The organism is Mesorhizobium sp. WSM4887 (assembly GCF_029625865.1).
Taxonomy (GTDB): Bacteria; Pseudomonadota; Alphaproteobacteria; order Rhizobiales; family Rhizobiaceae; genus Mesorhizobium.
In genome coordinates, this window is record NZ_JARTVP010000008.1 from 46,006 (window position 1) to 58,583 (window position 12,578).

Annotated in this window: 16 protein-coding genes; 8 read left to right on the top strand and 8 right to left on the bottom strand. The window is 65.8% G+C overall.

Going from position 1 to position 12,578, the window contains the following annotated elements; translation table 11 throughout:
* The first annotated feature begins 1 nt into the window (after position 1).
* Positions 2–1,249, top strand: a complete 1,248-nt coding sequence (locus tag P9230_RS23895) for a DUF6596 domain-containing protein (RefSeq protein WP_067323449.1) — start codon at positions 2–4, stop codon at positions 1,247–1,249.
* A gap of 22 nt (positions 1,250–1,271) precedes the next feature.
* Here the strand turns inward: P9230_RS23895 and P9230_RS23900 are convergent, their stop codons facing one another.
* The 6 genes from P9230_RS23900 to hrcA form a co-directional block, all read right to left on the bottom strand.
* Positions 1,272–1,901, bottom strand: coding sequence for a glutathione S-transferase family protein (locus P9230_RS23900; RefSeq protein ID WP_067323451.1), 630 nt, complete (start codon positions 1,899–1,901; stop codon positions 1,272–1,274).
* Between the two features lie 439 nt (positions 1,902–2,340).
* Positions 2,341–3,321, bottom strand: a complete 981-nt coding sequence (cysK, locus tag P9230_RS23905) for a cysteine synthase A (protein ID WP_095825075.1) — start codon at positions 3,319–3,321, stop codon at positions 2,341–2,343.
* A 188-nt stretch (positions 3,322–3,509) separates the two neighbouring features.
* Positions 3,510–4,127, bottom strand: coding sequence for a LysE family translocator (locus P9230_RS23910; RefSeq protein ID WP_095825076.1), 618 nt, complete (start codon positions 4,125–4,127; stop codon positions 3,510–3,512).
* Positions 4,128–4,239: 112 nt separating this feature from the next.
* Positions 4,240–5,589: a sorbosone dehydrogenase family protein gene (locus P9230_RS23915; RefSeq protein ID WP_278120905.1), complete on the bottom strand. Its 1,350-nt coding sequence runs from the start codon at positions 5,587–5,589 to the stop codon at positions 4,240–4,242.
* 110 nt (positions 5,590–5,699) lie between these two features.
* Complete coding sequence (locus P9230_RS23920) at positions 5,700–5,897, bottom strand: hypothetical protein (RefSeq protein ID WP_067003314.1); 198 nt, start codon at positions 5,895–5,897, stop codon at positions 5,700–5,702.
* 31 nt (positions 5,898–5,928) lie between these two features.
* The gene (hrcA, locus tag P9230_RS23925) at positions 5,929–7,011 is read right to left on the bottom strand and encodes a heat-inducible transcriptional repressor HrcA (protein ID WP_127215919.1); all 1,083 of its coding nucleotides are present in this window, start codon (positions 7,009–7,011) and stop codon (positions 5,929–5,931) included.
* 182 nt (positions 7,012–7,193) lie between these two features.
* Between hrcA and rph the strand changes: the two genes are divergently transcribed.
* The 5 genes from rph to P9230_RS23950 all read left to right on the top strand — a co-directional run bounded on the left by rph (position 7,194) and on the right by P9230_RS23950 (position 10,671).
* Entirely contained in the window at positions 7,194–7,910 is a 717-nt protein-coding gene (gene rph, locus P9230_RS23930) for a ribonuclease PH (RefSeq protein ID WP_067003199.1), read from the top strand.
* A gap of 178 nt (positions 7,911–8,088) precedes the next feature.
* Positions 8,089–8,499 carry a VOC family protein gene (locus tag P9230_RS23935; protein WP_095827352.1) on the top strand — a complete coding sequence of 137 codons (411 nt, stop codon included), beginning with the start codon at positions 8,089–8,091 and terminating at the stop codon, positions 8,497–8,499.
* Positions 8,499–9,176 carry an RdgB/HAM1 family non-canonical purine NTP pyrophosphatase gene (gene rdgB / locus P9230_RS23940; RefSeq protein ID WP_127215921.1) on the top strand — a complete coding sequence of 226 codons (678 nt, stop codon included), beginning with the start codon at positions 8,499–8,501 and terminating at the stop codon, positions 9,174–9,176. The genes P9230_RS23935 and rdgB overlap by 1 nt, the downstream gene beginning before the upstream one ends.
* Positions 9,173–10,351, top strand: a complete 1,179-nt coding sequence (gene hemW, locus P9230_RS23945; protein ID WP_127323762.1) for a radical SAM family heme chaperone HemW — start codon at positions 9,173–9,175, stop codon at positions 10,349–10,351. Before rdgB ends, hemW begins: the two co-directional genes overlap by 4 nt.
* 56 nt (positions 10,352–10,407) lie before the next feature.
* On the top strand, positions 10,408–10,671 hold the full coding sequence (locus P9230_RS23950) for a protein tyrosine phosphatase (RefSeq protein ID WP_278086013.1): 264 nt from the start codon (positions 10,408–10,410) through the stop codon (positions 10,669–10,671).
* Between the two features lie 89 nt (positions 10,672–10,760).
* Here the strand turns inward: P9230_RS23950 and P9230_RS23955 are convergent, their stop codons facing one another.
* Together P9230_RS23955 and P9230_RS23960 are read right to left on the bottom strand one after the other, a co-directional pair.
* Positions 10,761–10,949, bottom strand: a complete 189-nt coding sequence (locus P9230_RS23955; protein ID WP_067003209.1) for a hypothetical protein — start codon at positions 10,947–10,949, stop codon at positions 10,761–10,763.
* Positions 10,950–10,956: 7 nt separating this feature from the next.
* The gene (locus P9230_RS23960) at positions 10,957–11,154 is read right to left on the bottom strand and encodes a hypothetical protein (RefSeq protein WP_067003211.1); all 198 of its coding nucleotides are present in this window, start codon (positions 11,152–11,154) and stop codon (positions 10,957–10,959) included.
* A gap of 153 nt (positions 11,155–11,307) precedes the next feature.
* Between P9230_RS23960 and rsmI the strand changes: the two genes are divergently transcribed.
* Both rsmI and P9230_RS23970 read left to right on the top strand, forming a co-directional pair.
* A complete protein-coding gene (gene rsmI, locus P9230_RS23965) occupies positions 11,308–12,204 on the top strand; it encodes a 16S rRNA (cytidine(1402)-2'-O)-methyltransferase (RefSeq protein ID WP_127247415.1) in 897 nt (298 codons plus the stop codon).
* On the top strand, positions 12,197–12,574 hold the full coding sequence (locus P9230_RS23970) for a YraN family protein (RefSeq protein ID WP_127241505.1): 378 nt from the start codon (positions 12,197–12,199) through the stop codon (positions 12,572–12,574). The genes rsmI and P9230_RS23970 overlap by 8 nt, the downstream gene beginning before the upstream one ends.
* Positions 12,575–12,578: the final 4 nt, after the last annotated feature.

The following is a 12,578-nucleotide window of genomic DNA, read 5'->3' on the forward strand; positions in this document are numbered from 1 at the left end:
TATGGACAAGCGCCCGGAGACGGCGCGGGCGGCGGCCGAGGCGGCCGCCCGGCAGAGCTACGGCAAGCTGGTTGCCTATCTCGCTGCTCGCATGCGCGACGTTGCCGGCGCCGAGGACGCGCTGGCCGACGCGTTCGCCGCCGCACTGGAGCGCTGGCCGAAGAGCGGCGTGCCCGAAAAGCCGGAGGCCTGGCTGCTGGCGGTGGCGCGCCGCCGCGACGTCGACGCCGTGCGGCGGCGGCTGACCGGCGAGGCGGCCCGCGGCCACCTGCAGCTGATTGCCGAAGAGGCGGAGGCGCGCATGACGCACGAGGATTTGCCCGACGAGCGGCTGAGGCTGATGTTTGCCTGCGCACATCCGGCGATCGAGGCCAGCGTACGCGCGCCGCTGATCCTGCAGACCGTGCTTGGCTTCGACGCCGCAACCATCGCCTCGGCCTTTCTGGTCTCGCCGACGACGATGGGCCAGCGCCTGGTGCGCGCCAAGAGCCGCATCCGCGAGGCCGCCATCCCCTTCCGGGTACCGGAGCGGGCCGAGCTCGGCGAGCGGCTCGATGCGGTGCTGGAAGCGATTTACGCCACATTCGCCGAGGGCTGGTCGGATCCGGCCGGCACCGAGACGCGCCGACGCAACCTGGCTACGGAAGGCATCTGGCTCGGCCGGCTGGTCGCGTCGCTGATCCCGGATGAGCCGGAAACGCTCGGGCTCCTGGCGCTGATGCTTTTCGCCGACGCGCGGCGCACGGCGCGGCGCAGTCCCGACGGCGACTTCGTGCCGCTGGCTGAGCAGGACGTGGCGCTTTGGGACGACAAGCTGATCGACGAGGCGGAAGCGCTGCTCAGGCGCGCCGCGATCAGGGGAACCATCGGCCGCTACCAATTGGAGGCTGCGGTCCAGTCGGCGCACACGGCAAGGCGGCGGAGCGGCCGCACCGACTGGACCGCGATCCGCCAGCTTTACGACGCGCTGATGGCGATTGCCGGCTCGCCGGTGGTGGCGATCAACCGCGCTGTCGCGATCGCCGAAGCCGAGGGCGCAGCCGAGGGTCTTGCCGCGCTCGACGAGATCGGCGGCGATAAGCGGCTTGCCGAATACCAGCCCTATTGGGCGGCGCGGGCCGAGCTCTTAGCCAGGCTCGGCAGGACGGCCGAGGCCGCCGAGGCTTACGACCGGGCGATCGGCCTCGAGCGCGATCCGGCCTTGCGCCATTTCCTGCAGGCCGAGCGGGGGAAGCTGGTCCGCAACTGAGGCGAGACGGCGGTTCCAGCAACTAGTCCTGCGGCCACATCTCATGAGAAAGGTTCAGTTTCCGCATGATCGCATGCTGGCGCAACTTGCCCCACAGCCGTTCGATGTTCGGCCAGGCTACGCGAGCGCTCTTGGTGTCGGGATGCCAGGCCACCAGCATCACGAGATAGATGTCGACCAGCGAAAGTTCCTCACCGGCCAGCCACTCACGGCCGGCGAGCGCGCTATCGAGAATGGCAAAGCCGCGATCCATTTCCGCGATAGCCGCCTCCTTGACCACCTGCACGCTATCGGCGTCGGCCGTGTAGCGGTAGGGGTAATAGAGCCTCAGGATCGCGGGATAGAGCGCCGACGACATGAAGGCCATCCAGCGCAGGAAATCGGCGCGGGCCGGCGAGCCCGCTTGCGGCGCCAGATGCGCTTCTGGATGACGCTCGGCGAGCAGGATGCAGATCGCCGCCGATTCCGTCATCGACCGGCCGTCGGGCAACGTCAGCGCCGGCACCTGGTTCAACGGGCTGATGGCGAGGAAAGCCGGATCGGGCGGATCCTTCTTCGGCACGTCGATCTGCCGGAAAGGCGCGCCGGCCATAGCCAAGGCCGCCTCGACGACGAATCCGCCGCTGCCGGGACGCGTGTAAAGCTTGTACATAAAATCCTCCCGCCGGCCGATTCGAGGCCGGCGGCGATTTGAACCGGAAGCGGCGCCTTCCTCAAGCCGGGCTCCGCTTGCCACAGACGCTTTTTGAGCGATCCAGCTTGCATCATCCCGGGAGTGCCGCTTGTCTGCAAGCTAGGAGTGGCGCTCCCGACTTCGTCATCCACGGGCGGAGCAAGGAGCGAAGCGACGCGCGCAAACCCGAGGATCAATCCCGTGACGTCCCCACGTCACAAGCTTTGCAGGTCTTTCTGCGGAGGAACAGCGGCTCCGTTAATCTCGGATAAGACAGGTGGTATCCATTCTGGACCGTGGCATTTCCTGGCCACGGTCACGGCGTGGATCCCAGGATCGACGCGACGGAGTTTCGCTCCTGCTTCGCCCTGGGACTACGACCGTGAGGGGCTGAAGCCATTCCTCGAGGGATGAGCGCCTAGGCCCCCAGCCCGTCGAACAGGATCGTCGAGAGATAGCGCTCGGCGAAGGACGGAATGACGACGACGAGGTTCTTGTCCTTGTTTTCCGGCCGCGAGCCGACGACGATCGCCGCCTGCAGCGCGGCACCCGACGATATGCCGACCGGCACGCCTTCGAGGCGGGCGACGAGGCGCGCATTGGCGACCGAATCCTCGTTCGAGACCCTGACGATCTCATCATAGATCGTCGTGTCGAGGATCTTGGGCGCGAAGCCGGCGCCGATGCCTTGAATCTTGTGCGGGCCGGGCTGGCCGCCGGAGAGCACCGGCGAGGCTTCCGGCTCGACTGCCACCACATGCAGCGAAGGCTTGCGCTTCTTCAGCACCTGGCCGACGCCGGTGATGGTGCCGCCGGTGCCGATGCCGGCCACGAAGATGTCGACCTCGCCATTGGTGTCGTTCCAGACCTCCTCCGCCGTGGTGCGGCGGTGGATTTCCGGATTGGCCGGGTTCTCGAACTGCTGCGGGATGATGGCGTTGGGCAGCGTCGCGGCAAGCTCGTCGGCCTTGGCGATGGCGCCCTTCATGCCTTTCGGGCCTTCGGTGAGCACCAATTCGGCACCGAGCAGCGCCAGCATCTTGCGACGTTCGACCGACATTGTCTCCGGCATGGTGAGGATCAGCTTGTAACCCTTGGCGGCGGCGGCGAAGGCCAGCGCGATGCCGGTGTTGCCGGAGGTCGGCTCGATCAGCGTGGTCTTGCCCGGCGCGATCTTGCCGGCCTCCTCCAGCGCCTCGATCATCGAGACACCGATGCGGTCCTTGACCGAGGCGATCGGGTTGAAGAATTCGAGCTTGGCCAGCACGTTGGCGACGATGCCCTTCTCCTTGGCGAACTTATCCAGCCGCACCAGCGGCGTGTCCCCAATCGTCTCGGTGATCGAGTTGAAGATGCGGCCGCGGCCGGGGACACGCGCGGAGGTGACGGGCTTGTTCATTGGTTTCGCTCCCAAGGCAAAGGCATAGGCAAACAGAATAAGGCTTTCAGCCGCGCAAGATAGGCTGCCCGCCGAAAATATCCGAGTGGGGCGGCTGCTGAAAACCTCCCCGCGCCGGAAATGCATTTTCCGGATCGGCCCGTTTCAGGGATGCTTTCCCGGAAACGGGGGCCGGTTGAGAATGCGGCCTATTGACGGGCCGCGATGGCGGCTGCCGCTCCCATCATGAAGCTGGCGGCGGTGCGGTTCAGCACCTTGAGCGCGCGCGGCGATCTCAGGAACCAGCGCGCCTTGGCAGCCAGCGCCAGATAGGGGACCAGCACCACGAACAGGACGACAACGGTCAGCGCGACAAGGATGCCGTAGTCGGCCGGCGTGATCGTCTTCAGGTCGACGATGGTCGGCGTGATGGCGAGATAGAAGATCATCGTCTTCGGGTTGCCGAGCGTCACCGTCAGCCCGGCGATGAAGCTCGACGCCAGGCCGCTTCTGCCCTTGCGCGCCTCGACCGTCTCGGGCGAGATGCCGCTGGTCCAGAAGCGCCAGGCAAGGAAGGCGAGATAAGCGACGCCCGCCCATTTGATGGCGAGAAACACCATGCCGAAGGTCTGGGCGACGAAGGCGAGGCCGAGCACGACGGCGGTGAGGTAGGTAATGTCGCCGAGCATGAGACCGAACGACATAGCGAGCGACGGACGGAAGCCGGAGCCGAGCGCGCGGGCAACAAGCGCCGTCACGCCGGGACCCGGAATGGCGGCGGCGACGCCGAGGGCGGCGCTGTAGGCGAGAAATCCTGTCAGTGTCATGGTTTCAACCCAGCGCTATCCCGGGATCGGGATCCAGAGCGGCAGCCTCTTACCACGGTGCCGGGGCGGCGTTAATTGCCTTGCGGCCGGATTCGGTTGCACCAGCGCCGCTTCAGGACCGGCCGTCGCCGTAGGTGACGCGCCATATCGTGCCGTTGCCGTCCTCGGTCAGGATCAGCGAACCATCGTTCGCCACCGCGACACCGACCGGCCGGCCCCAGACCGCATCGTCGGCAATGACGAAGCCGGTGGCGAAATCCTCATATTCGCCGGTCGGCTTGCCGTCCTTGAACTTCAGCCGCACCACCTTGTAGCCGGTGCGGACATTGCGGTTCCACGAGCCGTGCAGGGTGACGAAGGCGTCGCCCTTGTAGTCGGCCGGGAAGTTGCCGCCCTCGTAAAAGGCGATGTTGAGCGGCGCCGAATGTGCCTGGATCAGCACGTCCGGCACCGTGACCTTGCCGGCGAGATCGGGCCGCGCGCCTTTGTGGCGCGGATCTTCGTTGTCGCCGATATAGTACCAGGGCCAGCCATAGAAGGCTCCCTCCTTGACGGCGGTCGCATATTCGAAAGGCACGTTGTCGCCTAGCTCGTCGCGTTCGTTGACGACGCACCAGAGCGCGCCCGTAGCCGGCTGCACCGTCATGCCCGAGCAGTTGCGCAGGCCGGTGGCGACCATCCTGCGGTTCTTGCCGTCAGGATCGAAAGCGAGCACATCCGCTCGGCCTTCCTCCGCGCCCCAGGTAGCGCCGAGCGGTGCCGATCTCGCCCATTCTTCGACGCCGCCCTTCGGCCTCGCTCCCATGCCCTCCGCGGTATTCGAGCCCGAGCCGACCGAGAGATAGAGCGTTTTGCCGTCGGGCGAAAAAGCGATGTCGCGCGTCCAGTGATGGCTCGACGGGATGTCCGAGACGATCGTTTCGGGCTCGCCGGAAGCTTTGAGGTCGCCGTCGCGATAGGCAAAGCGGACGACGCTGTTGCTGTTGGCGACATAGACCCATTGCGGCTTGTCGCCCGGCGGATAGAAGGCGATGCCGTAGGGCCGGGTCAGGCCTTTGGCAAAGACCGACTTCTCGGCGGGCTTGGCGCTGCCTTCGGCCAGTCGATAGACGCGGACCTGGCTCGCCCTGCTGTCGGCGACGAAGAGATCGCCGTTCGGCGCCGTGCGCACGACACGCGGGCTGCTGATGCCCGAAGCCACCAGTTCGGCCGAAAAGCCGGGTGGAAGGGCTGGCGTGGCATCCTCGGGGCGATCGGTGACACCGCCGCCGTTCGAGGCGGATTCGGCGACATTCGGCTTCGGGAGATCGTCGGGCCTGATGAGGCGCCGCACGCCGGGCCGGTCGGCCCTCCAGTCACCGAAGGCGTTTTTGCCGGTGAGCAAGGGCTGATCGGCCTGCTGCGCGACGGCGCCGGAGGCCAGGAACAAAGCGAGGGCGGCAAGGCCGGCAATCCGTATCATGCTGTTCTCCGTTATTCGCCAACGTGCATCAGCAACCAGACAGCGAATATCGGGCAGGCTTTCCAAAAGAGAAGCCGGGCATGCGGATTTTGACGGAAAGCGCCGGCAGTTCAGCTCTCTTCGATATCCAGATCGTCGTCGAGCTGCTTTTCCAGCGCGACCAGATCGGCCGGCAGCGGCAGGCCCATGGCGCGCATTTCCCTGAGCTTCTCGCGCAGTAGCTCCTGGATCTCGTGATCGTCTTCCGGTTGGTTCACCATCTCCTCGAGCAGCAGGCTGATCTGGGCCTTGAACGATTCCAGCGCCATTTCCACCCTCCTTGCGACGTTTCCCGCTTGCCTATCTCAGCATGCGCGAAATCAACTGGGCCGTATAGTCGACCATCGGGACGATGCGGGCATAGTTCAATCGCGTCGGGCCGATGACGCCGAGCGCGCCGACGACGCGCGCATCCTTGTCGCGATAGGGCGCGACCACGAGCGACGAACCGGACAGCGAAAACAACTTGTTCTCCGAGCCGATGAAGATGCGCACGCCCGGACCTTCCTCGGCGAGGTCGAGGAGCTGCAGCAGTCCGTCCTGCGTTTCCAGATCCTCGAACAGATGGCGCAGCAATTCGAGATCGGCCTGGGCGGTGACGTTTTCCAGAAGATTGGCGCGGCCGCGCACGATGAGCCGCGCCGGCAGGCCGCTTTCGGCACCGGCCCAGACCGCGAGGCCCTTCTCGACCAGTTCCTGCGACAGCGTGTCGAGAGCCGCCCTGGTCTCGTCCTTGATGCGCGCGATCTCGACCCGGGCCTCGGCCAGCGTGCGGCCGCGGATATGGGCGTTGAGGAAGTTCGAGGCCTCGTGCAGCTGCGAGACGGTGATACCGGCCGGCAGGTCGACAACGCGGTTCTCGACATCGCCGCTCTGCGACACCAGGACGGCGAGCGCCTTGGTGGGTTCCAACTGGATGAACTCGATGTGCTTCAGAGCCACCTCGTTCTTGGCGGCGAGCACCAGGCCGGCGCCGCGCGACATGCCGGAGAGCATCTGGCTGGCCTCGGTCAGCATATGCTCCAGCGTGGCGCCCGAGCCCGAGGCACGCACCTGCGCCTCGATGACGCGACGCTCGTCGTCCGACAGATCGCCCAGCTCCATGAAGGCATCGACGAAGAAGCGCAGGCCGGTCTGGGTAGGCAGGCGGCCGGCCGAGATGTGCGGCGCGTAGATCAGCCCCAGATGCTCGAGGTCGCTCATCACGTTGCGGATGGTGGCCGGCGACAGCGACGACGGCAGGATGCGCGACAGGCTGCGCGACCCGACCGGCTCGCCGTCGCGCAGATAGGAATCGACAATCCGCCGGAAGATGTCGCGCGAGCGCATGTCGAGCGACTGAAGCACGGGCGGCTGCGATGTGGGATCGACTGCCTTGTTCATTCCAGCGAAAAAACCTCCTATCGAAAGATATAGACTTAAGCCTCCCTGGCGCAACCCGGGGGCATTTTCGCTTGCGCCGTTTTCTTGGCGCCCCGTTTCCTTGGCGCCCTTTTCCTTTGCGCCATCCGCCGCATGCGTCTACAAGCCGCCGACGAATCCAAAACCATAGGAAAGAAGGCCGAATGCGCCCCTCCAAACGCCAGCCCGACGAAATGCGCGCCATCTCCTTCGAGCGCGGCGTCTCCAAGCATGCCGAAGGCTCGTGCCTGGTGAAGTTCGGCGACACGCATGTGCTGTGCACGGCGAGCCTAGAGGAAAAGGTGCCGGCCTGGATGCGCAATTCCGGCAAGGGCTGGGTTACGGCCGAATACGGCATGCTGCCGCGCTCGACGGGCGAGCGCATGCGCCGCGAGGCCTCCGCCGGCAAGCAGGGCGGCCGCACGCTCGAGATCCAGCGGCTGATCGGTCGTTCGTTGCGCGCCGTTGTCGACCTGCAGGCGCTAGGCGAACAGCAGATCACCGTCGATTGCGACGTCATCCAGGCCGACGGCGGCACCCGCACCGCCTCGATCACCGGCGGCTGGGTGGCGCTATACGATTGCCTGCGCTGGATGGAAGCGCGCCAGATGGCCAGCGTTTCCAAGGTGCTCAAGGACCATGTCGCGGCGATCTCCTGCGGCATCCATGACGGACAGCCGGTCATCGATCTCGATTATCTCGAGGATTCCTCGGCCGGCACCGACGCCAATTTCGTCATGACCGGCAAGGGCGGCATCGTCGAGATCCAGGGCACGGCGGAAGGCGAGCCCTTCTCCGAAGAGCAGTTCTCGGCGCTGATGGGGCTGGCCAAGAAGGGTATTTCGCGGCTGGTGAGCCTGCAGCAGATGGCGGTGGCGTAGGTTTTCGAATGCCGAGCCTAGGCACCCCCCTCTGGCCTGCCGGCCATCTCCCCCTCAAGGGGGGAGATCGGACCTCACCTCGGCCTTCGCCAATCTTCGCCGTCGAGACACTGTCGGTGGAGCTGCCAATCTCCTCCCTTGAGGGGGAGATGCCCGGCAGGGCAGAGGGGGGTGCTTCGTGACTCCCTCCGCGATTCTGGAATCAGCGCTCTACGTCACAGATCTAACCGCTGCCGAAGCCTTCTACCGCGACATCCTCGGCCTGGATCCGCTGGGCAAGGTCGAAGGTCGCCACGTCTTCTTCCGCTGCGGCAACGGCGTGCTGCTCATCTTCAATGCCGAGGCGACGAAAATTCCGCCGGCGCCCGACGCCAAGCTGAAGGTGCCGCCGCACGGCACCGTCGGCGAAGGGCATCTTTGCTTCACCGCGACTGCGGCCGAGATCGCCGAATGGCGCAAGCATCTGGCGGCCAAGAACATCGCCATCGAAAGTGATTTCGAATGGCCGCAAGGCGGACATTCGATCTATATCCGCGACCCTTCGGGCAATTCGATCGAGTTCGCCGAACCAAGGATCTGGGGTCTCTGATGCATTCTTTGAACGAACAAAAGATCGTCGTCGCCAGCCACAATGAAGGCAAGCTGCGCGAATTCGCCGACTTGATGGCCCCGTTCGGCTTCGAGGCGAAGTCGGCCAAGGAGTACGGCCTGCCGGAACCGGACGAGACCGGCACGACCTTCGAGGAGAATGCCTATATCAAGGCCTATGCCGCGGCCAAGGCCACCGGCCTGCCGGCGCTGTCGGACGATTCGGGGCTCTGCGTCGATGCGCTCGACGGGGCGCCCGGCGTCTACACCGCCAACTGGGCCGAGACGGCGGACGGCACACGCGATTTCGGCATGGCCATGCAGCGCACCGAAGTGGCGCTGCAGGAGGTCGGCGCGACCGAGCCGGCGCAGCGCACCGGCCGTTTTGTCGCCGTCATCTGCCTCGCCTTTCCCGATGGCGAGGCCGAATATTACCGCGGCGAGGCCGAAGGCACGCTGGTCTGGCCGCCGCGCGGCACGCTCGGCTTCGGCTACGATCCAGTGTTCCTGCCCAACGGCTTCGCCAAGACTTTTGGCGAGATGAGCGCCGAGCAAAAGCATGGCTGGAAGCCCGGCCAGGCAACAGCCCTGTCGCACCGCGCCCGCGCCTTCCAGAAGTTTGCCCAGGCCCGCTTGGATTTGGCGCGGCTGGATCTGGCGCGGCTCAGGTCAAAATGATCGGAACAGGCCAGACCATGCCGCTCGACCGCAGCCCCGGCTTCGGCGTCTATATCCATTGGCCGTTCTGCGCGGCCAAATGCCCTTACTGCGACTTCAACAGCCACGTTCGCCACCAGCCGGTCGACCAGGAGCGTTTTGCGCGGGCCTTCGAGACGGAGCTCAAGACGATGCGCGCCCGCACCGGGCCGCGCGAGGTGACCAGCATCTTCCTCGGCGGCGGCACGCCGTCGCTGATGAAGCCGGAAACGGTGTCAGCGGTTCTGGAAGCCGTAGCGAAGAACTGGACGGTGCCTGCCGGGATCGAGGTGACGCTGGAGGCCAACCCGTCCTCGGTCGAGGCGGAGCGCTTCCGCGGTTATCGGGCGGCCGGCGTCAACCGTGTCTCGCTCGGCGTGCAGGCGCTGAACGACAAGGACGTGCGCTTCCTCGGCCGGCTGCACAATGTCGAGGAGGCGCTGCACGCCATCGGGCTGGCGCGGGAAATCTTTCCGCGGCTCTCCTTCGACCTGATCTATGCGCGGCCCGGCCAGACGCCGGAGGCTTGGGCTTTAGAGCTTGAGGAAGCGATCGGGCACGCCGCCGACCACCTGTCGCTCTATCAGCTCACGATCGAGGAGGGCACGCCGTTCCATGCACTCCACTCAGCGCGAAAATTCGTCCTGCCCGACAACGACCATGCCGCCGACCTCTACGCGCTGACGCAGGAGGTGACCGCGGCGCACGGGCTTCCGGCCTACGAAATCTCCAACCACGCGCGGCCGGGCGCGGAAAGCCGGCACAACCTGACTTATTGGCGCTACGGCGAATATGTCGGCGTCGGACCCGGCGCGCATGGCCGCTTCGTCGAGAACGGCCGCCGCACCGTGACGGTCGCGGAAAAGATGCCTGAGACCTGGGCCAACCTGGTCGAAGCCAGGGGCCATGGCGTCACCGGCGGCGAGGTGCTGACGCGCGCCGAAGAAGCCGACGAGTTCCTATTGATGGGGCTGCGGCTGGCCGAAGGCATCGACCTCCAGCGCTACGAGACGCTTGCCGGGCGTAGTCTGGCGAGCGACCGATTGTCGGTGCTGCAGGAAGAGGGGCTGGTGGCGCCGGTCGGCAACGCCCGCCTCCGCGCCACGACCGCCGGCATGATCGTGCTCGATGCGGTGGTGGCAGACCTCGCGCGGTGAAAAAGGTTCTCTTCGTCTGCAGCCAGAACCGCCTGCGCAGCCCCACCGCCGAGTAGGTGTTTTCCAGGCGCCGCGACCTCGAGGTCGAATCGGCCGGCACCAATCACGACGCGGACAACCCGCTCACGCAGGAGCTCGTCGCGTGGGCCGACATCAGCTTCGTCATGGAGAAGGCCCATCGGGCCAAGCTGCAAAAGAAGTTCCGGTCGAGCCTGAAGGCCGCCAGAGTGATCTCCCTCGACATTCCGGACAATTACGCCTTCATGGACCCGGAGCTGGTGCGACTTCTGGAGGCCAAGGTCACTAAATATCTGGGCTGAATGGCGTGGTTGAACGGCCAAGCACGGCGCTTCGCTCCTCGCTCCGCCTGGGATAACGAGGCGAGAGATCGCGAAGGGTCGCAGCAGCTCTAGGCGTCGTGCTTCTGGCGCTGCTTCCCGCGATCCTTTTCCGCATGCGCGTCGCCGGAACGGCCCTGCTTCAGATCGGTCTTGTCGCGGCGGTTCCCGTGCTGGGCGGCGATCGGATGGGAAGGAATGCCCTCGCGGGCGGTCTTGCTTTCGAGTCGTGTGATGAAAATGTCGAAGCGATTGGGCATCGTCCGGTCAGTGCTCCGTCGTGCTTTCGGTTTCGGTCGAGGCGTCTTGAACCGCGGGGCTTGGAAGCGGCTTCATCGCTTCCTTGTCCTTTGTCCTGGCGGAGGGTTCCCGATCCTCCGAACCGGCAACCTTCTCCGATCCGGCAAAGCGCTTGCAGCCCGAATAATAGGGCGTGAAAGCGTCTTGAATGATCAGGCTGTCCATCCTGTCCTCCTCCTCGGGAATCAGGGGTAAAATCCGCCTTATGCGGTTTGGTTCCGCATCGTGGCAAAGGCATGGCGATTCCCTTGCATCGCCATCACGTTTTGCAACCGCAGATCAGCCGTGGCAAACAGTGGCGCGTGGGGAGGGCCTCAATTGACCGGCGACAAACGCAGCTATGTAATCGGGCAGACCGAAATTGCGGCGCGGCCGCTGGAGCCGGCGCTCTATCTGGTGGCGACGCCGATTGGCAATCTCGCCGATGTCACGCTGCGTGCGCTGGAGACGCTGGCCGGCGCCGACATCGTTGCCTGCGAGGACACCCGCGTCTCGCGCGTGCTGCTCGAACGCTACGGCATTCGCCGGCGCACCACGGCCTATCACGAGCACAATGCAGCCGAGGCCGGGCCGAAGCTGATCGAGTCGCTCGCTGCCGGACAAAGCGTGGCGCTGATCTCGGATGCCGGCACGCCGCTGGTTTCCGATCCCGGCTACCGGCTGGTCGGCGAGGCGCTGGAGCGCGGCATCCGCGTTATTCCGGTGCCCGGACCGTCGGCGGCGCTTGCCGCGCTGACCGCTTCCGGCCTGCCTTCCGACACCTTTCTGTTCGCCGGCTTCTTGCCGGCCAAGGCGGGCCAGAGGCTCACCAAGCTCGAAAGCTTCAGGCAGGTGCCGGCGACGCTCATCTTCTATGAATCGCCGCGCCGGCTGGCCGAGACGCTTGCTGCGATGGCGCAAGCGCTTGGCGGAGCGCGCAAAGCGGCGATTGGCCGCGAGCTCACCAAGGCGTTCGAGGAGATGCGAACGGGAACGCTCGGAGAGCTCGCCGATCACCACGCGGCGGCCGAGACGCCCAAGGGCGAAATCGTGGTCTGCGTCGGCCCGCCGGAGGCGGCCGAGGACCAGCCGGCCGACATCGACCGGCTGCTGTTGTCTTTAGCCGCCGAAATGCCGGCCTCCAAGGCGGCGGCGGAAGCGGCGAAGATGACCGGCGGCCAGAAACAGGCGCTCTATCGCCGGCTGATAGAGCTGAAGGCGGACGGCGGTGGCTGAGCGCACCGTCGGTCATCGGCGAAAAGCCTATCGGCGCGGCCATCGCGGCGAATGGCTGGCGGCGTTGGCGCTGATGCTGAAGGGCTATCGCATCCTTGCGCGCCGCCATCGCACAAAGCTCGGCGAGATCGACCTGATCGCCAGGCGCGGCGACCTGGTGCTGTTCGTCGAGGTCAAGGCGCGGCGCACGCTGATGGAGGCGATGGAAGCGATCGCCCACGCCTCGGAACGGCGCATCGAGGGTGCCGCCGACCTCTGGCTGTCGCGCCAGCCGGACTATGGCCGGCTGTCGGTGCGCTTCGACATGGTGGCGGTGATGCCCTGGCGCTGGCCAGTGCATGTCGAGAATGCATTTTACGGGCGGAATTGAGGGG

Bases quoted from the DNA above. Each gene is read 5' to 3' on its own strand.
- P9230_RS23895 (WP_067323449.1), top strand. From the start codon at position 2: ATGGACAAGCGCCCGGAGACGGCGCGGGCGGCGGCCGAGGCGGCCGCC.
- P9230_RS23900 (WP_067323451.1), bottom strand. From the start codon at position 1,901: ATGTACAAGCTTTACACGCGTCCCGGCAGCGGCGGATTCGTCGTCGAG.
- cysK (WP_095825075.1), bottom strand. From the start codon at position 3,321: ATGAACAAGCCCGTCACCTCCGCGCGTGTCCCCGGCCGCGGCCGCATC.
- P9230_RS23910 (WP_095825076.1), bottom strand. From the start codon at position 4,127: ATGACACTGACAGGATTTCTCGCCTACAGCGCCGCCCTCGGCGTCGCC.
- P9230_RS23915 (WP_278120905.1), bottom strand. From the start codon at position 5,589: ATGATACGGATTGCCGGCCTTGCCGCCCTCGCTTTGTTCCTGGCCTCC.
- P9230_RS23920 (WP_067003314.1), bottom strand. From the start codon at position 5,897: ATGGCGCTGGAATCGTTCAAGGCCCAGATCAGCCTGCTGCTCGAGGAG.
- hrcA (WP_127215919.1), bottom strand. From the start codon at position 7,011: ATGAACAAGGCAGTCGATCCCACATCGCAGCCGCCCGTGCTTCAGTCG.
- rph (WP_067003199.1), top strand. From the start codon at position 7,194: ATGCGCCCCTCCAAACGCCAGCCCGACGAAATGCGCGCCATCTCCTTC.
- rdgB (WP_127215921.1), top strand. From the start codon at position 8,499: ATGCATTCTTTGAACGAACAAAAGATCGTCGTCGCCAGCCACAATGAA.
- hemW (WP_127323762.1), top strand. From the start codon at position 9,173: ATGATCGGAACAGGCCAGACCATGCCGCTCGACCGCAGCCCCGGCTTC.
- P9230_RS23955 (WP_067003209.1), bottom strand. From the start codon at position 10,949: ATGCCCAATCGCTTCGACATTTTCATCACACGACTCGAAAGCAAGACC.
- P9230_RS23960 (WP_067003211.1), bottom strand. From the start codon at position 11,154: ATGGACAGCCTGATCATTCAAGACGCTTTCACGCCCTATTATTCGGGC.